Origin of the sequence: Pseudomonas boreofloridensis (genome assembly GCF_030580795.1) — a bacterium.
GTDB classification, from domain to species: Bacteria; Pseudomonadota; Gammaproteobacteria; order Pseudomonadales; family Pseudomonadaceae; genus Aquipseudomonas; species Aquipseudomonas boreofloridensis.
Map to the genome: position 1 here is coordinate 119,605 of NZ_JAUQOQ010000013.1, position 25,693 is coordinate 145,297.

The 25,693-nt window shown below is 64.0% G+C and carries 18 protein-coding genes and 3 tRNA genes; 15 read left to right on the forward strand and 6 right to left on the reverse strand.

Features of this window, described 5'->3' with window-relative positions; all coding sequences use genetic code 11:
* Positions 1 to 29: 29 nt before the first annotated feature.
* From Q6A47_RS16470 to Q6A47_RS16495, 6 genes are read left to right on the forward strand one after another with little or no spacing between them, the layout of a single operon-like run.
* Complete coding sequence (locus Q6A47_RS16470) at positions 30 to 2,900, forward strand: aminotransferase class III-fold pyridoxal phosphate-dependent enzyme (protein WP_304484823.1); 2,871 nt, start codon at positions 30 to 32, stop codon at positions 2,898 to 2,900.
* Positions 2,901 to 2,910: 10 nt separating this feature from the next.
* Positions 2,911 to 3,648, forward strand: a complete 738-nt coding sequence (locus tag Q6A47_RS16475) for a 3-oxoacyl-ACP reductase family protein (RefSeq protein WP_304484824.1) — start codon at positions 2,911 to 2,913, stop codon at positions 3,646 to 3,648.
* The gene (locus Q6A47_RS16480; protein WP_295481154.1) at positions 3,645 to 4,406 is read left to right on the forward strand and encodes an SDR family NAD(P)-dependent oxidoreductase; all 762 of its coding nucleotides are present in this window, start codon (positions 3,645 to 3,647) and stop codon (positions 4,404 to 4,406) included. Before Q6A47_RS16475 ends, Q6A47_RS16480 begins: the two co-directional genes overlap by 4 nt.
* 2 nt (positions 4,407 to 4,408) lie before the next feature.
* Positions 4,409 to 5,686: a DUF1302 domain-containing protein gene (locus Q6A47_RS16485; RefSeq protein WP_295481153.1), complete on the forward strand. Its 1,278-nt coding sequence runs from the start codon at positions 4,409 to 4,411 to the stop codon at positions 5,684 to 5,686.
* A gap of 32 nt (positions 5,687 to 5,718) precedes the next feature.
* Entirely contained in the window at positions 5,719 to 6,549 is an 831-nt protein-coding gene (locus Q6A47_RS16490) for an outer membrane lipoprotein-sorting protein (protein ID WP_304484825.1), read from the forward strand.
* A gap of 17 nt (positions 6,550 to 6,566) precedes the next feature.
* Positions 6,567 to 9,185 carry an efflux RND transporter permease subunit gene (locus tag Q6A47_RS16495; RefSeq protein ID WP_369811531.1) on the forward strand — a complete coding sequence of 873 codons (2,619 nt, stop codon included), beginning with the start codon at positions 6,567 to 6,569 and terminating at the stop codon, positions 9,183 to 9,185.
* Positions 9,186 to 9,203: 18 nt separating this feature from the next.
* Here Q6A47_RS16495 and Q6A47_RS16500 read toward each other — a convergent pair whose 3' ends face one another.
* Together Q6A47_RS16500 and Q6A47_RS16505 are read right to left on the reverse strand one after the other, a co-directional pair.
* Positions 9,204 to 9,605, reverse strand: a complete 402-nt coding sequence (locus tag Q6A47_RS16500) for a MerR family transcriptional regulator (protein ID WP_029614239.1) — start codon at positions 9,603 to 9,605, stop codon at positions 9,204 to 9,206.
* A gap of 152 nt (positions 9,606 to 9,757) precedes the next feature.
* On the reverse strand, positions 9,758 to 10,333 hold the full coding sequence (locus tag Q6A47_RS16505) for an NAD(P)H-dependent oxidoreductase (protein ID WP_295481150.1): 576 nt from the start codon (positions 10,331 to 10,333) through the stop codon (positions 9,758 to 9,760).
* A gap of 204 nt (positions 10,334 to 10,537) precedes the next feature.
* Between Q6A47_RS16505 and Q6A47_RS16510 the strand changes: the two genes are divergently transcribed.
* The 7 genes from Q6A47_RS16510 to Q6A47_RS16540 all read left to right on the forward strand — a co-directional run bounded on the left by Q6A47_RS16510 (position 10,538) and on the right by Q6A47_RS16540 (position 19,151).
* Complete coding sequence (locus tag Q6A47_RS16510; RefSeq protein ID WP_304484827.1) at positions 10,538 to 12,220, forward strand: fatty acid--CoA ligase; 1,683 nt, start codon at positions 10,538 to 10,540, stop codon at positions 12,218 to 12,220.
* Positions 12,221 to 12,530: 310 nt separating this feature from the next.
* Positions 12,531 to 14,417 carry a DUF1302 domain-containing protein gene (locus Q6A47_RS16515; RefSeq protein ID WP_039580155.1) on the forward strand — a complete coding sequence of 629 codons (1,887 nt, stop codon included), beginning with the start codon at positions 12,531 to 12,533 and terminating at the stop codon, positions 14,415 to 14,417.
* Between the two features lie 24 nt (positions 14,418 to 14,441).
* Positions 14,442 to 15,806 (forward strand): DUF1329 domain-containing protein, encoded by a 1,365-nt coding sequence (locus Q6A47_RS16520; protein WP_304484828.1) that lies wholly within the window; start codon positions 14,442 to 14,444, stop codon positions 15,804 to 15,806.
* A 187-nt stretch (positions 15,807 to 15,993) separates the two neighbouring features.
* The gene (clpB, locus tag Q6A47_RS16525) at positions 15,994 to 18,558 is read left to right on the forward strand and encodes an ATP-dependent chaperone ClpB (protein ID WP_116889136.1); all 2,565 of its coding nucleotides are present in this window, start codon (positions 15,994 to 15,996) and stop codon (positions 18,556 to 18,558) included.
* A 354-nt stretch (positions 18,559 to 18,912) separates the two neighbouring features.
* Positions 18,913 to 18,988: transfer RNA gene (locus Q6A47_RS16530), tRNA-Asn, on the forward strand.
* Positions 18,989 to 18,992: 4 nt separating this feature from the next.
* Positions 18,993 to 19,069, forward strand: a tRNA-Pro gene (locus tag Q6A47_RS16535).
* A 6-nt stretch (positions 19,070 to 19,075) separates the two neighbouring features.
* Positions 19,076 to 19,151, forward strand: a tRNA-Lys gene (locus Q6A47_RS16540).
* A 217-nt stretch (positions 19,152 to 19,368) separates the two neighbouring features.
* On the opposite strand, the gene Q6A47_RS16545 is transcribed toward Q6A47_RS16540, so the two are convergent.
* Both Q6A47_RS16545 and Q6A47_RS16550 read right to left on the reverse strand, forming a co-directional pair.
* Complete coding sequence (locus Q6A47_RS16545; protein ID WP_304484829.1) at positions 19,369 to 19,806, reverse strand: hypothetical protein; 438 nt, start codon at positions 19,804 to 19,806, stop codon at positions 19,369 to 19,371.
* Positions 19,807 to 20,136: 330 nt separating this feature from the next.
* The gene (locus Q6A47_RS16550) at positions 20,137 to 20,769 is read right to left on the reverse strand and encodes a response regulator (protein ID WP_029614242.1); all 633 of its coding nucleotides are present in this window, start codon (positions 20,767 to 20,769) and stop codon (positions 20,137 to 20,139) included.
* A 102-nt stretch (positions 20,770 to 20,871) separates the two neighbouring features.
* On the opposite strand from Q6A47_RS16550, the gene Q6A47_RS16555 reads away from it, so the two are divergent.
* Positions 20,872 to 22,512 (forward strand): ATP-binding response regulator, encoded by a 1,641-nt coding sequence (locus Q6A47_RS16555; protein ID WP_304484830.1) that lies wholly within the window; start codon positions 20,872 to 20,874, stop codon positions 22,510 to 22,512.
* A 32-nt stretch (positions 22,513 to 22,544) separates the two neighbouring features.
* A complete protein-coding gene (locus Q6A47_RS16560; RefSeq protein ID WP_304484836.1) occupies positions 22,545 to 24,161 on the forward strand; it encodes an ATP-binding response regulator in 1,617 nt (538 codons plus the stop codon).
* Between the two features lie 12 nt (positions 24,162 to 24,173).
* Here Q6A47_RS16560 and Q6A47_RS16565 read toward each other — a convergent pair whose 3' ends face one another.
* Positions 24,174 to 24,854, reverse strand: coding sequence for a LuxR C-terminal-related transcriptional regulator (locus Q6A47_RS16565; protein WP_369811529.1), 681 nt, complete (start codon positions 24,852 to 24,854; stop codon positions 24,174 to 24,176).
* Positions 24,855 to 24,931: 77 nt separating this feature from the next.
* The gene (locus Q6A47_RS16570) at positions 24,932 to 25,549 is read right to left on the reverse strand and encodes a hypothetical protein (protein WP_304484831.1); all 618 of its coding nucleotides are present in this window, start codon (positions 25,547 to 25,549) and stop codon (positions 24,932 to 24,934) included.
* Between the last annotated feature and the right edge of the window lie 144 nt (positions 25,550 to 25,693).

Here is a 25,693-nt window from a genome sequence, read left to right on the forward strand (position 1 = left end):
AATTGCCATTCTCAAGAAGGATCTTCCCCATGCACTACCGTGATTTCGTCCGGCCCAAGTACGTCGAGCTGCTCCAGGCGCTGGGCCTGGACCGTGCCTTCGAGCGCGCCGCCGGCAGCCAGTTGTTCTACACCGACACGCAGGGCCGGGAGGTGGCGGTCAGCGACTTTCTCGGCGGCTACGGGGCGGCGCTGTTCGGCCACAACGACCCACAGTTCGTCGAGCAGTTGTGCGACCTGCTGCGCGGCGGTGTGCCATTCAACGCCCAGTTGTCGGTGCGCAGTGCGGCCGGTGAACTGGGCCGTGAACTGAGCGAGGCGTTCAACCGTGAATTGGGCACCGACGAGCGCTACCTCTCGACCTTCTCCAACAGCGGCGCGGAGTCGGTGGAAATCGCCGTCAAGCACGCTGAGTTCAGTCGGCAGAAGCGCATGCAGGCGCAGTTCGATGCGCTCGATTTCGCCCTGAGCCAGGTGCTCGACCAAGCGGGCGCCTACCGCGAGCTGGAGCGCGACAGCCTGGCGCTGCCCGCCGGGCTGCTGCCTGACACCCTGCTCAAGGTCACCGTGCGCCAGGTGGTCGAGGCGGTGCGTCAGTACAACCTCGCGCAGTTGCACGTGGAGCCGGTGTTCGTCGCCGTGCGTGGCAGCTTCCACGGCAAGCTGGTCAACACCGTGCAACTGACCTATGGCAAGCAGTACCGCCAGCCGTTCGCGCGCTTCGGCCTGCAGGTGGAGTTCGCCGATCCGCAGCACCCCGAGCAGTTGCCCACCCTGGCCGAGCGGCATGCCCGGCACTGGTTGGGCGTGCACTGGGACGGCCACGCCCTGCACCTGCAACGGCACGCCTTCAGCGCCCTGACCGCCGTGTTGCTGGAGCCGATCCAGGGCGAGGGTGGCATTCGCGAGCACGCCGAGGCGTTCTATCGCGGCCTGCGCAAGCTGTGCAACGAGCAGCAGTGCCCGTTGATCCTCGACGAAGTGCAATCGGGTTTCGGCCGCACCGGCACCTTGCTCGGCTGCACGCACTTCAACCTGCAGGGCGACTACTACTGCCTGTCCAAGGCCCTCGGTGGCGGCCTGATGAAGATCGCCGCCACGGTGATCCGCGCCAGCCACTACGAAAGCGAATTCAGCTACATCCACAGTTCCACCTTCGCCGAGGACGACGCCTCCTGCGAGATCGCCCGCAGCGCCCTGAAGCGCCTGTTCGTCGACGACCAGGCAGTGCTGCGCCAGGTACGCGACAAGGGGCAGTACCTCAAGCGTGGCTTGCAGGAGTTGCAGGCCGCCTACCCGCAGGTGATCGCCGATGTGCGCGGGCGCGGGTTGCTGCTGGGCATCGAGCTGCACCCGGTGGCGCAGCATGCCTCGCTGGTGCAGGCCTCGGCCCAGTACAACGATGCGCTGGGCTACCTGATCGCCGGCTACCTGCTGCAATTCGAAGGCGTGCGCGTGGCGCCTTCGGGCAGCAACTCCAACGTGCTGCGCCTGGAGCCGCCGGTGTGTGTCACCCAGGCCGAAATGGACGCCTTGCTGCTGGCCATGGGCAAGGTCTGCGACCTGCTGCAGCGCGGCGATGCTCTGCCGCTGGCGGCCGGTGTGTGCGCCGACAGCATCGATCAGGTGGCGCCGCGCGACACCGCCTTCCGCGTCCAGGCGCTGGGCCTGCGCAATGACCCGCATGTGCCGGTAGTGGCCAAGGTGGCGTTCATCAACCATTTGATCGACGCCGATGCCCTGAGCGAGGCCGACCCGTCGCTGGCGCTGCTCAGCCCCGCGCAGAAGCGCGACTTCATTCGCCGCACGCGCCCGGAACGCCGCGTGGTGCCACTGGGTCCGGTGCTGATTCGCTCGCGTCTGGGCATGGCGGTGGAGTTCACCCTCTACCCGCTGTGCATGGACTCCAACGACATGGCGGCCTACATCGCCAGCGGCGAGCTGGACGTGATTCGCGACGAGGTGGGTAACCGCATCCTCGACGCCCGTGCCGATGGTCATCAGGTGGCCGGGCTGGGCATGTACACCTCGATCGTCACCAACAACTGCCAGGCGCTGCAGATCGCCGACATGGCGCTGACCTCCGGCAATGCCCTGACCATCGGTATGGGCCTGGAAGCCATCGAGCAGGCCTGCCAGCAACAGGGCATCGATCTGGCCGGGCAGACTGCCGCCGTGATCGGTGCGGCCGGCAACATCGCCTCGACCTACGCTTCGCTGCTGTCCGAATCGGTCGATCGGCTGATCCTCATCGGCAGCGGCCGCGACGGCTCGCTGCGGCGCCTGGAGAAGACCGCACAGCTGATCTATGCCGACGCCGCGCGCTCGATCCTCAAGGGCCGCACCGACCAGGACCGCCTGGCCCGGCGCCTGCAGGCCCTGGATGGCTTCGGCGCGCTGCTCGACAGCCACGTCGGGCGCAACGACCTGGGCAAGGTCATCCAGCAGTGGGTCGACGCGCGCCTGGGCGCCGAGGCCTGGATCCAGGTCAGCAACGACCTGACCTGCCTGCGCGAGGCGCGCATCGTGCTGTGCGCGGCCAATGCCCCGCAGGCGTTCCTGGACGCCAGCCACTTCGCCGAGCGCAGCGTGATCTGCGACATCGCCGTGCCGCTCAATGTCGATCAGAACCTGACCCGCGAACGCCCGGACGTGCTGTACATGCACGGCGGCATCGTGCAGACCCCGCTCGGCGATGGCCTGGACGAAAACGTGCGCGCCTACCTCAAGGCCGGGCAGTTGTATGCCTGCATGGCCGAGTCGGTGTTGATGGGGCTGTGCGGCATGCGCCAGCACTATTCCTATGGCGACATCAGCCGCGAGCAGGTGCAACAGATCCGTGCCCTGGCGCGCCTGCACGGCTTCGGCCTGGCGCAGTTCAAGACCGACAATTCCCTGTAAGGAGCCACAGATGGAACACAAGACTGCCGTGGTCACCGGTGGCAGCCGGGGCATTGGCAAGGCGCTGGTGCTGGCCTTGGCCGAGGCCGGCTATCGGGTCGCACTGAGCTACGTGCGCGGCCGCGAGGCTGCCGAAGCGGTGTGCGCCCAGGCCCGCGAACGCGGCGCCGAGGCCCTGGCGCTGCACTGCGACGTGCGCGACGCGCAGAGCGTCGCCGGATTCTTCGCCGAGGCCCAGGCCTGGCTCGGGCACATCGACCTGCTGGTCAACAATGCCGGCATCACCCGCGATGGCCTGCTTGCCACGCAAGCCCTGGAAGACATCCACGAGGTGATCCAGACCAACCTGGTCGGCACCCTGCTGTGCTGTCAGCAGGTCATTCCCGAGATGATGCGTCAGCGGCGTGGCTGCATCGTCAACATCAGTTCGGTGGCGGCGCAGAAGCCTGGCCGTGGCCAGGCCAACTACGCTGCGGCCAAGGGCGGGGTCGAGGCCCTGACCCGCGCCCTGGCGGTGGAACTGGCGCCGCGCAACATCCGCGTCAACGCCGTGGCGCCCGGCCTGGTCGAGACCGAGATGAGCGCGGCGCTGATGCAGGCCCACGCCGAGCAGATCCATGCCCGGCTGCTGGTCAAGCGCTGTGCACGGCCCGAAGAGATTGCCGCCGCGGTGCTGTTCCTGGCCGAGCAGGGCAGTTACCTGACCGGTGAAGTGCTGGCGGTCAACGGCGGGATGAAGATGCCATGAGCGCACCGCGTACGCTGCTGATCACCGGTGCCGCCAAGGGCATCGGCCTGGCCGTGGCCGAGGCCTTCGACGCCCCCGGCAACCACCTGGTGCTGGTCGACCTCGATCCGGCCGGCTTGCACCAGGCCCTGGCCTCGCGCAACTGGCAGGCCGAGGTCGAGACCCAGGCCTGCGACATCGCTAGCCTGCCCCAGGTGCAGGGGCTGTTCGACGACCTGTCCCGGCGCCTGGCGCAGGTGGACGTGCTGGTCAACAGCGCCGGCATCTGCACCGAAAACGAGCCCGAGGACCTGGACAACTGGCGGCGGGTGATCGACGTCAACCTGCACGGCACCTTCCAGGTCACTTCGTTGTGCCTGCCGTTGCTGGCCGATGGCGGTCGCATCGTCAACATGGCCTCGATCCTCGGTCGCGCCGGCAAGGTGCGCAATACCGCGTACTGCGCCTCCAAGCACGGCATCATCGGCCTGACCAAAGCCCTGGCGCTGGACCTGGCGCCACGGCGCATCACCGTCAACGCGATCCTGCCGGCCTGGATCGACACGCCGATGCTGCGCGGCGAGCTGGCGGTGCAGGCGCGCATCGCCGGGATCAGCGAGCGCGAGATCCTGCGCAACGCCCGCAAGAAGCTGCCGCTGCGACGCTTCATCGCGGCCAGCGAAGTGGCGGGCATGGTCCAGTACCTGGCCAGCGAGCAGGCGGCGGGCCTCACCGCCCAGAGCCTGATGCTCGACGGCGGCGTCGGGTTGGGGATGTAGGCATGCACAGCACTGCACGCGCGCTGTTGGCGTTGGCGGCCCTGGCGCCCGCCTGTCCGGCCCTGGCCGATCCGTTGCCGCAGCATGCCCAGGCCGAAGTCGGCGTGGCCAGCGCCGTGCGCCTGCATGGCGACGACCAGGTCACCCAGCAGCAGGTGTACTTCAAGGCCGCGCTGGACGACAGCTGGGACGGCGGTTACTACAAGGCCAGTGGCCGGGTGCGCTACGACCTGCGCTATGAGCATGACAATCCCTACAGTCGCGAAGCGGCCGACGACTACCGCTTCACCGCCGACTGGCGCCAGCTCTACCTGGGCTACTACGTCGGCGAGGGCGAGCTGACCCTGGGCTGGCAGCAGGTGGTGTGGGGCCGCGCCGACGAATTGCGCGTGCTCGATCAGGTCAACCCGGTGGACTACCGCGAAGGCCTGACCGCGCTGCTGGAAGACAGTCGCATCGCCGTGCCGATGGTGCGCTTTACCCAGCCGCTGGGCGAGTGGGAGCTGGAGGCCCTGTGGCTGCCGACCTTCGTCAAGAACAAGCCGCCGGCCGCCGGCAGCGAGTTCGACGCACCGTTGTTCGCGCGTCCCGATCCTGCGGTGTTCGACGTGGTGTCCAAACCCGGCTACGACCACGACCAGGGTTTTGGCTACGGCTTTTCCGCCAACGGTCGGGTAGGTCGCTTCGACCTGACCGCCGTGCTGCTCAACGCCCGTCAGCAGGACCCGGTGTATGCCGTGCGCGGCCTCAGCGACGACGGCCGGCTGGCCGTGCAGCGCCAGTTCCCGCGCTACACCCTGTACGGCGCGGGCTTGGCCTACGACGCCGGGCACAGCGTGGTGGTCCGCAGCGAACTGGCCTGGTTCGATGACTGGCGCGTGAGCAACCCGGAGCGTGCCTATGGCAGCGACCGCAGCCCCATGGTCAAGGCCTTGCTCGGGGTCGATTACCTGTGGCGCAACTGGCTGATCTCCGCGCAGTGGCAGGAGCAGCAACTGACCGACTGGCGGCCGGGCATGCTGCAGGACAAGCGCGAGCACCTGTTCACCCTGTCCGGGGAGGGCAACCACTTCCAGGACCGGCTCAAGACCCGGCTGGTGCTGGCGATGTCGCCGCCGGCCGGCGACGACCTGCTGCTGCAGGGCATCTTCACCTACAAACCGGTCGACTGGCTGAAGCTCGGCCTGGAGATCGACGTGTTCACCGGTCGCCGCGACCGCGCGTTCGGCGAGTACGACGAACGCGACCAACTGCGCCTGTCGGCCGGCTACCTGTTCTGACCCTTCTCGACAACACTCAAAAGGACTTCCCCATGCTGCCTTCGATCAAAGGCTTCACCCTGGCCGCTGCGCTGCTGGCCAGCACCGGTGCCCTGGCCGCGCCCAGCGCCGACGACATCCTGCGCCAGGCCCGCGACCGGGACGACGGCAAGAGCTTCATGTCCCAGGTATCGCTGATCCTGGTGGACAAGCAGGGCAATACGCGCGTGCGCGAGTTCGCCTACCTGCAAAAGGATTATGCCGACAGCGACAAATTCACCATGCACTTCGAAAGCCCGAGCGATGTACGCGATGTCGCCTTCCACATCGAAAACCCGCGCGAGGCGCTGGGCCTGGAAGACAGCCAGTGGATGTACCTGCCGGTCAGCCGCCAGACCCGCCGGATCTCCACCACCGACAAGCGCGGCTCGTTCATGGGCAGCGATTTCTCCTACGCCGATCTCGACAAGATCCGCGTCGACGATTACCGCCAGACGCTGGTCGGCGAGGAGGTCATCGAAGGCCGCGAGTGCTATGTGATCGAACGCCGTCCGGCGTCCGAGCAGGTGCTGGCCAAGACCGGCTACGACCGCCTGCAGGTGTGGATCGACAAGCAGAACCACCTGGTGATGCGCCAGGACTACTTCGATGTGCGCGGGGTGATGACCAAGCAACTGTACACGCGCAAAGTCGAGACCATCGACGGGGTGGACAGCATCCTGCTCAGCGAGGTGCAGCACCTGGTCAATGGCACCCGCTCGCAACTGCGCTTCAACAAGCTGCAGTACAACGTCGAGCTCGACGACCGGCTGTTCACCCAGACCTCGATCCGCCGCGGCTTGAAAGCCGGCGACACGCCTGACTTCCGGGTGTCGGCACGATGAGCCTGGGCAGCCGTCTGATGGAGCGTTACCTCGACCTGGTCGAGCGCAACGCCCGCGCCATCGTCTTCGTGCTGGTGGCCATCACCGCTGGCTTCGCCTATTACCTCGGCGCGGTGATCGCCGATACCAACCCCTATCTGCTCAAGGAAGATCACCCGGCGCGCAAGACCATTCTCGATCTGCAAAAGGAGTTCAGTGGCACCTACGACTCGGTGATGATCGCCTTCACCGACCCGGACGGGGTGTTCAACCGCGAAACCCTCAATGCCGTGTTCGCCATTTCCCGCTCGATGCGCCAACTGATGCTGGCCAACGATCAGGACCGCGACACCCTGCGCGAGGTGCTCGGTCGCCATCCCGGTGACACGCAGGCCCAGGCGCTGGCGCACAAGGTGCTGACCGAGGGCTTCGCCCAGCGCGACCAGGGCGACCTGATGCGCCTGCGCGACCATGCCCAGGCCAATGCCTGGGACAGCCACGACCAGCAGTTTTTGCGTTTTCTCGCCGAGCGGGTCAACCCGGTGAAGGAGATGGCGTCGATCGCCGACACCGAGAACATCAGCCTGGCCAGCGACGGCCAGCTGTGGATCCACAAGACCCTCAATGCCAGCGACATGGACCCGCGTGCCGTCGAGGCGCTGGTGATGGACAACGAACTGCTGGTCGGCGGCCTGGTGTCGCCGGACAAGCGCGTCGCCCTGGTGGTCACCGAGCTGGGCACCAAGCAGGACGATGCCCAGGCGCAGTTGCGCGCTTATCACCTGGTGCGGCAGATGCTCGCCGACTACCAGCAGGCCCATCCGCAACTGCGCGGCGAGGTGTTCATCGCCGGCATGCCGATCTTCATCGCGGCGCAGCAGGAAATCATCGATCACGACATGGCGGTGCTGTTCCCGGCGGTGTTCGTGCTGGTGACGCTGCTGTTGATCTTCTTCTTCCGCCGGCCGCTGGGGGTGTTGCTGCCGCTGTTCAACATCCTGTTCTGCACCATCTGGACGGTGGGGCTGATGGCCCTGTTCAAGGTGCCGTTCGACCTGCTGACCAGTGTGCTGCCGGTGTTTCTGTTCACCATTTCTTGCGCTGACGCGATCCACGTCATGGCCGAGTACTACGAGCAGCTCAAGGCCGGCAAACCCTACCGCGAAGCCGGGCGGCAGACCATGCGCCTGATGATGGTGCCGGTGGTGTTGACCACCGCGACCACCATCGCCACCTTCGTCATTTCCACCACCAACAACATCGTCAGCATCGGCAACTTTGGCCTGTTCATGTCCATTGGCCTGACGGCAGCGCTGATCATCTCGTTGCTGCTGATTCCGGCGTGGATCTTCGTCTGGGGCAAGAATCACGTGCCGTGCGAGGCCGCCGTGGAGAAGCCGTCGCCGCTGTCCACCGCGCTGGTGCGCTGCTGCGCCTGGCTGATTCCACGACGCCGGCCCGCCTTGTTGATCACCCTGCCGCTGGTGGCGGTGATGGCGGTACTGACCTTCAAGGTGGACATCGAAGATTCGGGCATCGCCTACTTCGAACCGGACAGCGCGGTGCGCACCGCCGACGCGTTCATCAACCGCGCCCGGGTGGCCGGCACCGCACCGGGCTGGATCGCCTTCGACAGCAAGGCCCCGCGCGGCATGCTCGACACCGAGGTGGTGCAGTTCCTCGACCGCCTCGACCAGTTCCTGCGCGAGCAGCCGCACGTCAGCTACACCTACTCGCTGGCCACCTACATCAAGCGCATGAACCTGGTGCTCAACGACATGGACCCGACGTTCCTGCGGGTGCCGCAGGTGCGCGAGGAGGTCAAGGGCTTCGACGAACAGGGCCGCCCGGAGCGCTTCGAGGTGGACGGCAATGCGCTGATCGAGCAGCACGTGATGCTGTTCGAGAACGGCGGCGGCTCGGACCTGCGCAACGTGCTCAATGCCGACTACTCCAAGGCGGTGACGCTCTACACCATGACCAGCTCGGTGGCCGGCGACTACCAGGCGCTGCTCGACCGCCTCGATGCCTGGGTCAGCCAGAACAAGCCGGCGCATCTGCAGGTGACCCATGCCGGCACCGCCTACATCTGGACCGGCGTACTCAAGGAAATCACCCAGGGCCAGATGCTCAGCTTCACCCTGGCGCTGCTGGTGGTGACGCTGATGATGATGGGCTGGCTGCGCTCGGTGCGCCTGGGCCTGCTCGGCATGCTGACCTTGCTGACCACCTCGGTGATCGTCTACGGCGCCATGTACTTGCTGGACATCGAGCTGAACATCGGCACCACGCTGGTGACCTTCCTGGTGGTCGGGGTGGTGGACTATGCCGTGCACCTGTTGTCGCGCATGAAGTTTCTCATCGAAGAGGGCGCGACGGTGGACGAGGCGCTGCTCGGCGCGATGGAAGGCATCGGTCGCTCGACGCTGGTCAACGTGGCGATCTTCTCCGGTGGCTTCATGGCGCTGTTCTTCTCCGACTACAAGCCGATCATCGACCTCGGCACGCTGGTGGCGTTGGCACTGTCGTCCAGTGGCATCAGCACGCTGCTGCTGGTGACGCTGATCTCGCCGTGGTTCTTCGCCACGATCAAGCCACGGGTCGAACAGCCTTCAGCGCTCGGCGGCGAGTCGGGTGCTCGCGCAGAACTGGCGTAACAGTCGATACAGGTACGTTCAGCCGGGCACGGCGAGCGGGTTCGCCGTGCGGGCCTGCTCGAAATGGCACTGCTCGCGGGCTTCCTGCACGCTGCCCTCGAAGGCCTCGAGGCCGTCGTGCAGGCTTTGCAGGTGCTCGATCTGCGCGCGCAGTTCCTGCTTCTTTTCGGCGATGGCGCGCTGGGCCAGGTCCCAGGGAATGTCCTGGCCCCTGTAGTTCTGGAAGATCGCCTGCATTTCCTTGAGCTTGAACCCCAGTTGCTGGGCGCACTTGATGAAGCTCACCAACTCCACGCTCTGCTGGCTGTAGACCCGGTACTTGCCTTCGCGCTGGGCCTCGGGGAGCAGGCCGATCTTTTCGTAGTGGCGGATGCACTTGACCGTGGTGCCCGACAATTGGGCGACTTTTCCGATGTACATGGGGTGTTCCTTCCTTGGTAAAAGCGCGCAACCGCGTGCGGCCACCGGCAATTCGGGCGGCCACGCGAGGTAGGGGGGTTAGGGCGCGCTATCTTACACAAGGATTGGAAACTGTGAAGTTGATCACAGTGCCCGGTCGTCGCTTCGTCGCTTCAGCCGGCGGCGGTGCGGCGCACGCGATCCAACCAGTTCTGGCGCTGAATGTCGGTCGAACCGAGGATCGGGCCGAAGGTCAGGGTGCGGGTGGGCTTGATGCCGCAGAACGCCAGGGTGGTCTTGCGCATCTGGTGCAGGCCGGGCATGCGGTAGACCCACCGGTAGTACCAGGGCGGCGTGTCCATGGTCACCAGCAGGTGCGCGGTGCGGCCCTTGAGCAATTGCTCCGGGAAGGCCGAGTCCTTGCGGTACTTGAAGGCAAAGCCGGGCAGGAACACACGGTCGAAGAAGCCCTTGAGCAGCGCTGGAATGCCGCCCCACCAGATGGGATAGACGAAGACCAGGTGCTCGGCCCAGAGGATCTGCTCCTGGGCCTGACGCAGGTCCGGCTCCAGCGGCTGGATCTGCCGGTAGCCTTCGTGCAGCACCGGGTCGAACGCCAGGGCCGGCAGGTCGAGGATTCGCACCTCGTGACCGGCTTCGCTGGCGGCCTGGACATAGGTCTGGCCCAGGGCGGCGCAGAAGCTGTCGGAGGAGGGGTGGCCCAAAACCACCAGGATACGCTTGCTCATTTCGACTCCACGTCATTAAGGAGTCATCGAGGCTAAGGTATGCCCTTGGAGGTAGAGTCAAGCGGTTGATGCGTCAAAGTGTGTTACCCACGAACCTGCCGCGCGCAGGGTGCGAATCATTCCTTCGGCTGATTTGACCGGCGCCCGGCCGCTCTACAGTAGCGCCTTGACACTTCGGCACGCATTTTCAGAAAAGGGACAATCATGCTGCAGACCCGAATTCTCGAACCCACCGAGGGCGCCTACGCCTATCCGTTGTTGATCAAGCGCTTGCTGCTGTCGGGCGGGCGCTACGAGAAAACCCGCGAGATCGTCTACCGCGACCAGGTGCGCCTGAGCTACCGCGAGCTGGGCGAGCGCATCGCGCGGCTGGCCAACGTGCTCACCGAGGCTGGGGTCAAGGCCGGCGACACCGTGGCGGTGATGGACTGGGACAGCCATCGCTACCTCGAATGCATGTTCGCCATCCCGATGATCGGCGCGGTGGTGCATACCATCAATGTGCGCCTGTCGCCGGAGCAGATCCTCTACACCATGAACCATGCCGAAGACCGCTTCGTGCTGGTCAACAGCGATTTCGTCGCGCTCTACCAGGGCATCGCCGGGCAATTGACCACGGTCGACAAGACCCTGCTGATCACCGACGGCCCCGAGCGCAGCGCCGAGCTGCCGAACCTGGTCGGCGAATACGAGCAGCTGCTCGCCGGCGCCAGCCCTCGCTACGACTTCCCCGACTTCGACGAAAACTCGGTGGCCACCACCTTCTACACCACCGGCACCACGGGCAACCCCAAGGGCGTGTACTTCACCCACCGCCAACTGGTGCTGCACACCCTGGCCGAAGCGGCGGTGCTCGGCGGCGACGACAGCGTGCGCCTGCTCAGCAGCAGCGATGTGTACATGCCGATCACGCCGATGTTCCACGTGCACGCCTGGGGCATTCCCTACGTGGCCACGCTGATGGGCATCAAGCAGGTGTATCCCGGACGCTATGAGCCGGACATGCTGATTCGGCTGTGGCGCGAGGAACAGGTCACGTTCTCCCACTGCGTGCCGACCATCCTGCAGATGCTGCTCAACTGCCCCACGGCCAAGGGCCAGGACTTCGGAGGCTGGAAAATCATCATCGGCGGCAGCGCGCTCAACCGCGCCCTGTACCAGGCCGCGCAGGCCCGTAGCATTCAGCTCACGGCGGCCTATGGCATGTCCGAGACCTGCCCGCTGATTTCCTGTGCGCACCTGAACGACGAACTGCTGGCCGGCAGCGAGGACGAGCGCGTCAGCTACCGCATCAAGGCGGGGGTGCCGGTGCCGATGGTGGAGGCGGCGATCATCGACGAACACGGCCGCTTCCTGCCCAACGACGGCGAGTCCCAGGGCGAGCTGGTGCTGCGCGCGCCGTGGCTGACCCAGGGCTATTACCACGAGGCGGACAAGAGCGCCGAGCTGTGGCGCGGCGGTTGGCTGCACACCGGCGACGTGGCCACCCTCGACAGCATGGGCTTCATCGACATCCGCGACCGTATCAAGGACGTGATCAAGACCGGCGGCGAATGGCTCTCGTCCCTGGACCTGGAAGACCTGATCAGCCGTCACGAGGCGGTGCGCGAGGTGGCGGTGGTCGGCGTGCCCGACCCGCAGTGGGGCGAGCGGCCGTTCGCGCTGCTGGTGGTGCACCCGGATCGACAACTGGACGCCAAGGCGCTCAAGGAACACCTCAAGCCGTTCGTCGAGCTGGGGCACATCAACAAGTGGGCCATCCCTAGCCAGATCGCCGTTGTTACTGAAATTCCCAAGACCAGCGTCGGCAAACTGGACAAGAAGCGCATCCGCGTGGAGATCGGTCAGTGGCAGGCCAGCAACAGCGCCTTCCTGTCGACCTTGTAACGATCGAGCCAGACAGTCCGGTCGGCGAGCTAGAGCCATCGCGGCTTGTCAAACGCGGAATTTCAGCCATGCTTCAGCACGGCCAGCGAACACGGTGGCAAATTGCAATTGCCGCCGGCGACACGACGCAAATCACACTTTAGAGGGATCAAGCGTTGTCGGGCGCTGGCTATAGTCGGTTCAGGGGATTGTCAGGAATGGGGAGGGGCACGCCCTGCGCGCCGCCTGCCGGTGCATCTGCCGTTCAGGTGCCGGGGTCGTTTCTGCAAGCACTCGTTGCCATAACAAAAATGTACATGGAGTAGCGTCGATGACATCTGCAAACCCGCTCTGGCGTCGGGCCAAGCTGCCCTTGGCCGTCAGTCTCGCTTCCACGCTGGCCAGTCCTGCTTTCGCTGTGAGTTTCAACATCGGGGAAATCGAAGGTCAGTTCGATTCGTCGCTCTCCGTTGGGGCCAGTTGGTCCACGGCCAACCCCAACCGCAACCTGATCGGCGTCAACAATGGCGGCAAGGGGCTGTCGCAGACCTCCGACGACGGTCACTTGAACTTCAAGAAGGGCGAGACGTTCTCCAAGATCTTCAAGGGCATCCACGACCTCGAGCTCAAGTACGGCGACACCGGCGTGTTCGTGCGCGGCAAGTACTGGTACGACTTCGAGCTCAAGGACGAAAACCGCGAGTTCAAGAACATCAGCGATTCAGGGCGCAAGTCCGGGGCGAAGTCCTCGGGTGCGCAACTGCTCGACGCGTTTGTCTATCACAACTACTCCATCGGCGACATGCCCGGCTCCGTGCGCCTGGGCAAGCAAGTGGTGAGCTGGGGCGAGAGCACCTTCATCGGCGGTGGCATCAACTCGATCAACCCGATCGACGTCGCTGCCTTCCGCCGCCCTGGCGCCGAGATCAAGGAAGGCCTGATCCCGGTCAACATGTTCTACGTGTCCCAGAGCCTGACCGACAACCTGTCGGCCGAAGCCTTCTACCAGCTCGAATGGGACCAGACCGTCACCGATAACTGCGGCACCTTCTTCTCCCAGCCGGACATCATCTCCGACGGCTGCAACGACAACCTGCGCGTGCTCAACAGCAGCCGCACGGTGCCGGCCGCCGCCCAGCAGTTCCTCGCCACGCGGGGCGTGAACATCAACCAGGAAGGGGTGATGGTGCGCCGTGGCGGTGACCGCGACGCGCGCGACAGCGGCCAGTTCGGCGTGGCCATGCGCTACATGTTCGAGCCGTTGGACACCGAGTTCGGCGCCTACTTCATGAACTACCACAGCCGCGCGCCCATATTCAGCGCCACCGGTGCACCGCCGGGCGTGTTCGCCGCCATCCCGTCGCTGCCGGCCAGCCTGCGTCCGCTGGCGCCGTTGATCGTCGCCGGCAACTCGAAGTACTTCGTCGAGTACCCCGAGGACATTCGCCTGTACGGCCTGAGCTTCTCCACCACCTTGCCCACCGGCACGGCCTGGAGCGGCGAGATCAGCTACCGGCCCAACGCCCCGGTGCAGTTGAACACCACCGACATCCTGTTCGCCGGCGTACGCCCGCTGGGCGGCGCGCTGGCCAACGCCTCGCTGCTCAACGGCACGCCTGGCCAGGACCTGCACGGCTACCAGCGCAAGGAGATCACCCAGTTCCAGACCACCCTGACGCACTTCTTCGATCAGGTGATGGGCGCCAGCCGCATGACCGTGGTCGGCGAGTTGGGCGTGACCCATGTGGGCGGCCTGGAGAGTGCCTACGACACCCGCTACGGTCGCGACCCGGTGTTCGGCCCAGGGCCGCTGCCGGCCACCGGCGGCGCCAATACCTGCCAGGCGCTCAACGCCAGCACCATCGCCGGCGCCGGTGCTGGGGCCTCCACCGCCAACCTGAACCGCAAGTGCGAGAACGACGGCTACACCACCAGCACGTCCTGGGGCTACCGCGCCCGGGTGATCTGGGACTACAACGACGTGTTCGCCGGGGTCAACCTCAAGCCCAACGTGGCCTGGTCCCATGACGTGTCCGGCTACTCGCCGGGTCCGGGCGGCAACTTCGAGGAAGGGCGCAAGGCGATCAGCCTGGGCGTGGACGCCGAGTACCAGAACACCTACACGGCGAGCCTGTCCTACACCAACTTCTTCGACGGCAAGTACAGCACCGTGGATGACCGCGACTTCGTCGCCCTCAGCTTCGGCGTGAACTTCTAAGCACTCAGATTCAGGATGACGACGATGACGATGACCACAAGTCTGCTCAAGGCCGGTGTGCTGGGTGTGTCCCTGCTGGCGGGCAGTGTCATGGCGGCGGTGTCCGCCGACGAAGCGGCCAAGCTCGGGTCCACGCTCACCCCCATGGGCGCCGAGAAGGCCGGCAACGCCGATGGCTCCATCGGCCCTTGGGAGCCGCTGGGCAAGAATGCCGGCAGCGTCGATGGGCGCGGCTTCCTGGCCGACCCGTACGCCAGCGAGAAGCCGCTGTTCACCATCACCGCGGCCAATGCCGAGCAGTACAAGGACAAGCTCGCCCCTGGCCAGTTGGCGATGCTCAAGCGCTACCCGGATACCTACAAACTGCCGGTGTACAAGACCCATCGCGGTGCCACCGTGCCGGATTCGGTGTTCGCCGACATCAAGGCCAACGCCATCAACGCCACCCTGGTGGAGGGTGGCAACGGCCTGAACAACTTCCGCGGCGCGGTGCCGTTCCCGATTCCCAAGAGCGGTGTCGAGGTGGTGTGGAACCACATCACCCGTTATCGCGGTGGCAGCGTGGCACGCCTGGTGACCCAGGCCACGCCGCAGCAGAACGGCTCCTACAGCCTGGTGTACTTCAGCGACCAGTTCGTGTTCCGCGACAAGATGAAGGACTACGACCCGAACAACCCGGGCAACGTGCTGTTCTATTTCAAGCAGGAAGTGACCGCGCCCGCGCGTCTGGCCGGGACCGTGCTGCTGGTGCATGAGACCCTCGACCAGGTCAAGGAGCCGCGCAAGGCGTGGATCTACAACGCCGGCCAGCGTCGCGTGCGCATGGCGCCGCAGGTGTCCTACGACGGACCGGGTACCGCCGCCGACGGCCTGCGTACCTCCGATAACCTGGACATGTACAACGGCGCGCCTGACCGCTACGACTGGAAGCTCGAAGGCAAGAAAGAGATGTACATCGCCTCCAACGCGTTCAAGCTCGACGATCCCAAGCTCAAGTACGCGGACATCATCAAGGCCGGTCATATCAACCAGGACCTGGCGCGTTACGAGCTGCGTCGGGTGTGGCACGTGGTCGCGACCTTGAAGCCGGGTCAGAAGCACATCTACGCCAAGCGCGACTTCTACATCGACGAGGACACCTGGCAGGCCGCGGTGATCGACCAGTACGACGGTCGTGGGCAACTGTGGCGCGTATCGGAAGCCTTCGCCCAGCCGTACTACAACAACCAGGTACCGTGGTACACCCTCGAAGCCATCTACGACCTGCAGTCGGGGCGCTACCTGGCCCTGGGCATGAAGAACGAAGAGAAGAAGTCCTATGACTTCACCTTCACTGCCAACAAGGCCGATTTCCAGCCCGCCGCCCTGCGCCAGAGCGGGGTGCGCTGAAGTCTTCGGGAGGGGCGGCCAAGCGCCCCTCCTGTCACGGTCCGCACCTTGCCCACACTGATCCTGGTCAACCCCGCTAAGCTTGAATCTTCCAGAATTGGCCCTATGTATGGGTCATCTCCGGCAGGTTCTTCTTAACGGGTGCTGTTTATCGCTCCGCCTGCCCTTTTTAAGGAAGGTATCCCCCATGCGAATAGACCGACTGACCAGCAAGCTGCAACTGGCGTTATCCGACTCCCAATCCCTGGCCGTGGGCATGGACCACCCGGCCATCGAACCTGTGCACCTGCTGCAGGCCCTGATCGAGCAGCAGGGCGGCTCGATCAAGCCGCTGCTGATGCAGGTTGGCTTTGACGTCAACAGCCTGCGCAAGGCGTTGACCAAAGAGCTCGACCAACTGCCCAAGATCCAGAATCCCACCGGCGACGTGAACATGTCCCAGGACCTGGCGCGCCTGCTCAACCAGGCCGACCGCCTGGCCCAGCAGAAGGGCGACCAGTTCATTTCCAGCGAGCTGGTGTTGCTCGCCGCCATGGACGAGAACAGCAAGGTCGGCAAGTTGCTGCTCGGCCAGGGCGTGAGCAAGAAGGCCCTGGAAAACGCCATCAACAACCTGCGCGGCGGCGCGGCGGTCAACGACGCCAACGTCGAGGAATCGCGCCAGGCGCTGGACAAATACACCGTCGACCTGACCAAGCGCGCCGAGGAAGGCAAGCTCGACCCGGTGATCGGCCGTGACGACGAAATCCGCCGCACCGTGCAGGTGTTGCAGCGCCGTACCAAGAACAACCCGGTGCTGATCGGCGAACCCGGCGTGGGCAAGACCGCCATCGCCGAAGGCCTGGCCCAGCGCATCATCAACGGCGAAGTGCCCGATGGGCTCAAGGGCAAGCGTCTGCTGGCCCTGGACATGGGCGCGCTGATCGCCGGCGCCAAGTACCGCGGCGAGTTCGAGGAGCGCCTCAAGGGGCTGCTCAACGAGCTGTCCAAGCAGGACGGCCAGGTCATCCTGTTCATCGACGAACTGCACACCATGGTCGGCGCTGGCAAGGGCGAGGGCGCCATGGACGCAGGCAACATGCTCAAGCCGGCGCTGGCGCGCGGCGAGCTGCACTGCGTGGGCGCGACCACCCTCAACGAGTATCGCCAGTTCATCGAGAAGGACGCGGCGCTGGAGCGACGCTTCCAGAAGGTGCTGGTCGAGGAGCCGAGCGAGGAAGACACCATTGCCATCCTGCGTGGCCTCAAGGAGCGCTACGAGGTGCATCACAAGGTGGCGATCACCGACGGCGCGATCATCGCGGCGGCCAAGCTCAGCCACCGCTACATCACTGATCGTCAACTGCCCGACAAAGCCATCGACCTGATCGACGAAGCCGCCAGCCGCATTCGCATGGAGATCGACTCCAAACCCGAAGTGCTCGACCGTCTCGACCGTCGCCTGATCCAGCTCAAGGTGGAATCCCAGGCGCTGAAGAAGGAAGAGGACGACGCGGCGAAGAAGCGTCTGGAGAAGCTCACCGAGGAAATCGCCCGTCTGGAGCGCGAGTACTCCGACCTGGAAGAGATCTGGGCGTCGGAGAAGGCCGAGGTGCAGGGTTCGGCGCAGATCCAGCAGAAGATCGAACAGGCCCGCCAGGAACTCGAAGCGGCCCGGCGCAAGGGCGACCTGAGCCGCATGGCCGAACTGCAGTATGGGGTGATCCCGGACCTGGAGCGCAGCCTGCAGATGGTCGACCAGCATGGCAAGACCGATAACCAACTGCTGCGCAACAAGGTCACCGAGGAGGAAATCGCCGAGGTGGTCTCCAAGTGGACCGGCATTCCGGTGTCGAAAATGCTCGAAGGCGAGCGCGACAAGCTGCTGAAGATGGAAAGCCTGCTGCACGAGCGGGTGATCGGCCAGAACGAGGCGGTGACCGCCGTGGCCAATGCGGTGCGCCGCTCGCGCGCCGGGTTGTCCGACCCCAACCGGCCCAGCGGTTCGTTCCTGTTCCTCGGCCCCACCGGTGTGGGCAAGACCGAGCTGTGCAAGGCGCTGGCCGAGTTCCTGTTCGACACCGAAGAGGCCATGGTGCGCATCGACATGTCCGAGTTCATGGAGAAGCATTCGGTCGCGCGGCTGATCGGTGCTCCGCCGGGCTACGTGGGTTATGAAGAGGGCGGGTACCTGACCGAGGCCGTGCGGCGCAAACCCTACTCGGTGGTGCTGCTCGACGAAGTGGAGAAGGCCCACCCGGACGTGTTCAACGTGTTGCTGCAGGTGCTGGAAGATGGCCGTCTGACCGACAGCCACGGCCGTACCGTGGATTTTCGCAACACGGTGATCGTGATGACCTCGAACCTGGGCTCGGCGCAGATCCAGGAACTGGTCGGCGACCGCGAGGCCCAGCGTGCAGCCGTGATGGATGCCGTGGGCGCGCACTTCCGGCCGGAGTTCATCAACCGTATCGACGAAGTGGTGGTGTTCGAGCCGCTGGGCCGCGAGCAGATCGCCGGTATCACCGAGATCCAGCTTGGCCGTCTGCGCGGTCGTCTGGCCGAACGCGAGCTGGCCTTGAACCTCAGCCCCGAGGCCTTGGACAAGTTGATCGCGGTGGGTTACGACCCGGTGTATGGCGCGCGCCCGCTGAAACGCGCGATCCAGCGCTGGATCGAGAACCCGCTGGCGCAATTGATCCTCGCGGGCCAGTTTGTGCCAGGTGCGGCGATCACGGCGCAGGTGGAGGGCGACGAGATCGTCTTCGCCTGAGTCTTCACGTGGCAGAGAAGCCCCGCATCCGCGGGGCTTTTTCTTGTCACCGTGCAGGGGCGAGGTGCGCAAATCCCTGATTTTTCTCGCTCCGTGCTAACTCGCTGAAAATTTTGAAAAAAATGCTTGCACAATGAAAACGGTACGCCTAATATTCGCACCGCTGTCAGGCACTACCCAGATCAACGGCGGTACAGGTGATCTGAAAACAACTTACAAATCAGTAAGTTGGGTGAAAAAAAGTGGTTGACAAGCAAAACGAAGAATGTAGAATAGCCGGCCTCAGCAGCGACAACGCTAAAGAGATCGAAGCTAACACAAGCTTCGCAGTTGTAAGGTTGTACGAAGTGCAGTTCCGCGATAGCTCAGTCGGTAGAGCAAATGACTGTTAATCATTGGGTCCCTGGTTCGAGTCCAGGTCGCGGAGCCAATTTCGGGGTGTAGCGCAGTCCGGTAGCGCGCCTGCTTTGGGAGCAGGATGTCAGGAGTTCGAATCCCCTCACCCCGACCATTTTCCGGGTCGTTAGCTCAGTTGGTAGAGCAGTTGGCTTTTAACCAATTGGTCGTAGGTTCGAATCCTACACGACCCACCATATTCACAGCGGTTCCTGAGGTAGTGGGAGCTGAATGAAGCGAGAAAAAGTTCTGCTTCAGTGTGATGAGGACAAGAAACAGCCCGCCTATATGGCGGGCTTTTTCGTTTTTGCCATTGCTTGCCTGATGGCGCTTGCAGAGGCTATGTCGGGCGTCCCTGCCCGGCGATGTGCTCGACCTGCCTCCAGCAGGGCGCGCCACCGCGCCCTACCTTGATCAGTACAACTGGTAGTGATCCATCACGTCATCCACAAAATAGATGACCAGCCGAGAGCCTTGGGCTTGGCTGGAGGGCTTGTTCATCCCGGTGACGCTACCCACGTCGCTCATCACGCCCTGCGCCTTGGAAACCTGCGCAGAAGCGTTGTACATCTTCAGGCTGTTTTCGGTGGACACATACTTGTGGGCCAGGGCCATGTACTTGTCCAGACCCTCGTCGCTCTTGTTGTACGTCCAGTTCGAACCATTGCTGCGGCTGGAGGCGTCCAGTGATTCCTCTGCGGGCGTGCCGAACAGTTGTTGCACCTGGGACTTGGTGGTCTTGCCGGGGATCAACGTCTGCTTCAGGTAGGCCACGTTGTACTTCTGTGAACCCGAGTCGAGTGGGTTGACGAACTGGCCTGAGCTGCTGCAGCCGGCGAGAGCACCGGTCATCAGGCATACAGCCAATCCGATGTGCATGAATTGTTTATGTGTGCGAGCCATAGCGTCACCTGTAAAAGGTCGCGGCTGTTCCAGTGGAAGTTGACGGCTATCGAATCGAGACACACAGGTGCCCACAACGCGACGCCGAAGTGTGAACTAGAGCAGCCTTTTCAATGAGTGAAAGTGCCGGCAGAGGGTATGCCTGCTGCTCTTTCTCGGCTATAGCACACCTGTACTAACGGCGCGCAGAAGTGGAGTGTTTATACTGGCGACTGGTTGCTATTCATTGCCAGGTAACTGTACTAACCGCTGCTGAGTCAGCTCACCAACTTAAAAATTTCAACGCTCCAGGGTCCAACTACCGGTAACTGGAAAGTTGCTGAATTGAGCCGCCGCTGCCGCCCGAGTGGGCACGCCCAGTGTCTTGAGCAGCGTGGAGACATGAATGCGCACGGTGAACGGCGAAATACCCAGTTCCTTGGCGATCTCTTTGTTGGTCTTGCCGGCGGCGATCAGGCCAAGCACCTGTTTTTGCCGGGCGGTGAGGTTGGAAAGACTGGGGTCCAGGATCGGGTTTTCCGGGTTGTAGCGGACCACCACTTCGCCCTCGCGAATGGCCATGATGGCCTCGGCGATACCGGCAGGGTCGACATTCTTGCCGATGAAGCCATCGGCGCCTTGGCCGATGACCTGGGAAATGACGTCCAGGTCATCGACCATGGACACCACGATGATGGAGGTGCGCTTGAATTCCTGGCGCAGTTGGCCGATGACCGACAGTGACGTGAGGCCCGGAAACCGCAGGTCGAGCACTAACGAATCGATTTCGCCGCCGTGGCGGGCCAGGGTCAGTACTTCATCCAGGTTGCCGGCCTGTTCGATCTGCGCGCCAGGCAGGAGCCGTTCCAACGTCCGCAGCATGCCCTCGCGAAACAGCGGGTGGTCATCCGCCACTATGATTCTGCACGACATGTTTCAGACCCATCCGACGCCCGAGTGGGCGCATAGTAACGCAAACCTTGACCCAGGGTTCAAATTCAACCGCGCCCAGACGCGCGCAGAGGTGCAGATAACATGACCGAGAAAAACAGCGAACTCGACCAGGCCACGCTGCGCCTGACGGTCAGTACCTGCGCATCGCTGTACATCTTCATCGTGGCCTGCCTGCCATCGAGCAACTTCGCCACTTATGCGCCGATCCTCTGGTACATGGCGTTCTTCATCAGCGTGGCAGTGCCTCTGCGCATGCTGATCAAACGGCGGCCGGGGCATTTCTTCTGGCGGCGGATATTCGCCATGTTCCATGACTATGCCGGCATCTCCTTCGCCTTGTGCGTCGGCGGCGAGGGCGCACTGCCGGTCTACGCGGCACTGCTCTGGGTGACGTTGGGCAACGGCATGCGCTTCGGCTCGCAGTACCTGGCCTGGGCGACCATGATCGCGCTGTCGATGCTGGTCGTGGTGTTCTGGATCAACCCCTTCTGGCACTCGCAGCCCTACATGTTCCTGATGCTGATGGTGACCACCATCGTGGTGCCGGCCTACGCGCACATTCTGCTCAAACGCACGCGCATCGCCTCCGAAGAAGCCATCGCCGCCAACCAGGAAAAGTCGCGCTTCCTGGCCCAGGCCAGTCACGACCTGCGCCAGCCGATCCACTCCATCGGCCTGTTCACCGCCTGCCTGCGCGACGCCCACCTGGGGCGCGAGGAACTGCGCCTGGTGGACAACATCGACCGCTCGCTGCACACCGTTTCGCAGCTGTTCCGCTCGATCCTGGATATCTACACCCTCGACAATGGCCAGCTCGAACCGCAATCGGGGCCGGTCAACCTCAACGCGCTGCTGCAGGATGTGATCAAGCAGAACCAGGAGGCGGCGCGCTGGGCGGGGGTGGAGCTGCGCCTGCGGCCCTGCCAGCACTGGGTGAACGTCAATCCGGGGCTGCTGAGTACCATGGTGCAGAACCTGATCTCCAACGCCCTCAAGTACGCCGCCGGTCAGCCGGTACTGGTGGGGGTGCGTCGCCACGGCAAGGGCCTGTCCATCGTCATCTACGACAAAGGCCGTGGGATCGCCGCCGAACACTTGCCCGAGGTGTTCAAGGAGTTCTACCGGGTGCGTCATGCGCGCGACAAGGACGTGGAAGGCTTGGGCCTGGGCTTGTCCATCGTCAGGCGTATCGGCGAGTTGATCGACCTGCAGGTTCGCTTGGATTCGCGGGTTGACCATGGCACCTGCGCAACCATTCATGGCTTGCAGGCCATCGCCCCCGGCCAGGAGATCGTACGCCAGGCCCCGGTGCAGAGCCGCCTGCAAGGTCTGCGCGTGTGTCTGGTGGAAGACGACGCGAGTGTCCTGATGGCCACCTCGGCGCTGCTGGAGAAATGGGGCTGCGAGGTGGAGGGCCATAGCGATGGCCTGAACGTGATCACCGAGTGCGACATCATCATTGCCGACTATGATCTGGGTACCCAGATTTCCGGCGCCGAGTGCATTGCTGCCATTCGTGAGCGCCGCGGCTGGGACGTGCCGGCGATGATCATGACCGGGCATGAGATGGCGCGTATCCGCGCCTTGGTGGCTGACCAGGACATCTCGGTGCTGGCCAAGCCGGTGCGCCCGCCGGAGCTGCGGGCAGTGTTGCTGGAGCAGGTGAAGGCCATGGAAGAAACCGCCTGGCGGTCTGAGTCTCGACAAGGAGGTTTGAGTTGAATAGCACTGGTGCAGGTTTGCGCGGGATGAACATGGCCGAGGTGAAAAGCGAGGTCGATCAGGCCACGTTGAGGCTGATCGTCAGCAGTATCGCGCTCGTCTACATGCTGGCAATGGCGGTATTCAACGCGGACCGCGCGATGACCTACCTGCCGATCATTGCCTACATCAGCACCTTCATTGTCGTCTCGGTGTTCCTGCGCCTGGCGATCAAGCGCTGGCCCGGGCATTTCTTCTGGCGCCGGCTACTGTCCATGTTCCACGACTACGCCGGCATCGCCTTCGCCCTGGCATTGGGCGGAGAGGCGGCGTTGCCGATCTACGTCGCGCTGTTGTGGGTCACCCTGGGCAACGGGATGCGCTTTGGTTCGCGCTATCTGGCCTGGGCCACCGGGATCGCGCTGGCCACGTTGGTCCTGGTGTTCTGGTTCGACCCTTACTGGCATTCGCAGCCTTATATGTTCCTGACGTTGATGGTGACCACCATCGTGGTGCCAGCCTACGCCGATGTCCTGCTCAAGCGCACGCGCCAGGCGTCCCAGGAGGCCATGGTTGCCAACCAGGAAAAATCCCGCTTCCTGGCCCAGGCCAGCCACGACCTGCGTCAGCCGATCCACTCCATCGGGTTGTTCACCGCTTGCCTGCGCGACGCCAACCTGCCACGCGAAGAGTTGCGGCTGGTGGATAACATCGACCGCTCACTGCACACGGTTTCGCAGTTGTTCCGCTCGATCCTGGACATCTATACCTTGGACAACGGCCAACTCGAGCCTCAGTCCGAGCCTGTGAACCTCGACGCGCTGTTGCAGGATGTGGTCAAGCAGAACCAGGAGGCGGCGCGCTGGGCGGGGGTCGAGTTGCGCCTGCGGCCTTGCCGGTACTGGGTCGAGGTCAATCCGGGACTGCTGACGACCCTGGTGCAGAACCTGGTGTCAAACGCGCTGAAGTATGCCGCCGGTCAGCCGGTGCTCATCGGTGTTCGGCGGCGCGGCAGTGAACTGGTCATCGTCATCTATGACAAAGGCCGAGGTATCGCCGCCGAGCATCTGCCTGAGGTGTTCAAGGAGTTCTACCGGGTGCGCCACGAGCGTGACAAAGACGTCGAGGGATTGGGCCTCGGGCTGTCCATCGTCCAGCGCATCAGTCGCTTGATCGGCCTGCAAGTACACTTGCACTCGCGTGTCGAGCGCGGTACCTGTGCCAGCGTCCGAGGTTTGAAAGCCATTGCGCCGCGTATCGATGTCGCCCGTCCGGCGCCGGTGCAGAGCCGCCTTCAAGGCCTGCGCGTGTGCCTGGTGGAGGACGACGCCAGTGTCTTGATGGCGACTTCGGCCTTGCTCGAGAAATGGGGCTGCGAGGTGGAAGGCCACAGCGACGGCCTGAACGTGATCACCGAGTGCGACATCATCATCGCCGACTATGACCTGGGCACGAAGATTTCCGGCGCCGAGTGCATCGCCGCCATCCGTGAGCGACGGGGCTGGGAGGTGCCGGCGATGATCATGACTGGCCATGAGATGGCGCGCATCCGCGCCCTGGTGCAGGACCAGAACATCTCGGTGCTGGCCAAGCCGGTGCGGCCACCGGAGTTGCGCGCGGTGCTGCTCGAACAGGTGAAGGTGATGGCTGCCGAGCGCTGCGCCGTGTAGGCGCTGGGACTTCTACAGTGGCTGTCCGGCGTAAAGACCGGCGAAGCGGGCTGCGGCCACGGCGCGATTGGGCACGTTCAGCGCGCGTATCAACGACGATACGTGCACGCGCACGGTGTAGGGCGAGATGTCCAGGGCGGCGGCAATTTCCTTGTTGGTCTTGCCCTGGGCGACCAGATGCCAGACTTCACGTTGCCGGGCGGTCAGCCGGCACACCGGGTCATCGCTGTCGAAGGCGGCCGCTTCAATCGCCTGGCAACTGACCACCACCTTGCCTTTGCGGATTTCCCCGAGTGTTTTGCGCACTTGTTCGGCGCAGCAACTTTTGCCGATGAATCCATTCACTCCGGTTTGCAGAACCAGTTCGACAAGTTCAGGATCTTCCAAAGCCGACATCACAATAATGATCAGCGAACTTTCCGTGGTCTCGCGCAACTTCGCGAGTTCGGCGATGGATGCCAGGCCGGGCAGGCGTAGTTCGATCATCAACATGTCGGCCGAAGGCAGATTGCCGAGCAGTAACCGAACCTGTTCGAAGTTTCCGGCCTGGCTGATGTGTGCATCCGGTAGCAAGCATTTCAGTAGCCCAATCATCCCCTCGCGGTATAGCGGATGTTCATCTGCCACAATTATTTGGCAAGTCATTTGAGGACGTGGAATCCGTTCAGCACAAATATGAAGAGGCATGATCATGTCGAACTCATACCGCATTAGAAATAGCGCACGTGGGCTAGTACAGGTGTGCTAGACGGAGGTTTCCAGCAGGCTCTTCACGGGGTTGCCGGCTGCGGCCGTGCAGTGATCGCCAGCGGTTTGCTCTCGACGATCAACAGTCCGGCGCCGAACGCGTAAGCGCACAGGTGCACCCAGATGTCTCGATCTTCCCGATGGATGACGAACACGTGCGCAGGGTCGTTCCAGACATCGCCCAGGCCGCTGTTGTACTTCTCGGCGAAATGGCGCGGCCAGTTTTGCAGTGCGTCAGTGGTTTCTCGCGTCAGGGTGCCGTCGAAAATCTTCTGGCCGCCCAGTGCCTTCACCACGGCTTCGACATTGCGTGCCAGTTCGAGGTCGGAGAAGGTCTTGCCTTCGCTATTGGTGATGTTCGCCGACCAGACGCGACCTTCCACCGGTTCCAGCCGATCGCCGGTCCAGAACGGAATCTGATCGAACTCGGACACCTCCGGTGTGCTGCCGGTGGTGTAGCCGTCAGGCAGGGCGATGTAGGGGAAAGCCCCCAGGGACACGGTCGAGACTGGCAACTGCGAGACATCGAACGCCTGGGTTTTGGCGGTCGCCTGGGCGTCAGTGCTGGCGTGGGCTGGACCACCGGCGATCAGGCCCAGGCCGATGACCAGCGCCAGGGCTGTCGAGCATGCTGTTTTCATGAAGATTCTCTTGAAGGCGCGGGGGGGGGGGGGGGGGGGGGGGGGGGGCGGGGGGGGGGGGGGGGGGGGGGGGGGGGGGGGGGGGGGGGGGGGGGGGGGGGGGGGGGGGGGGGGGGGGGGGGGGGGGGGGGGGGGGGGGGGGGG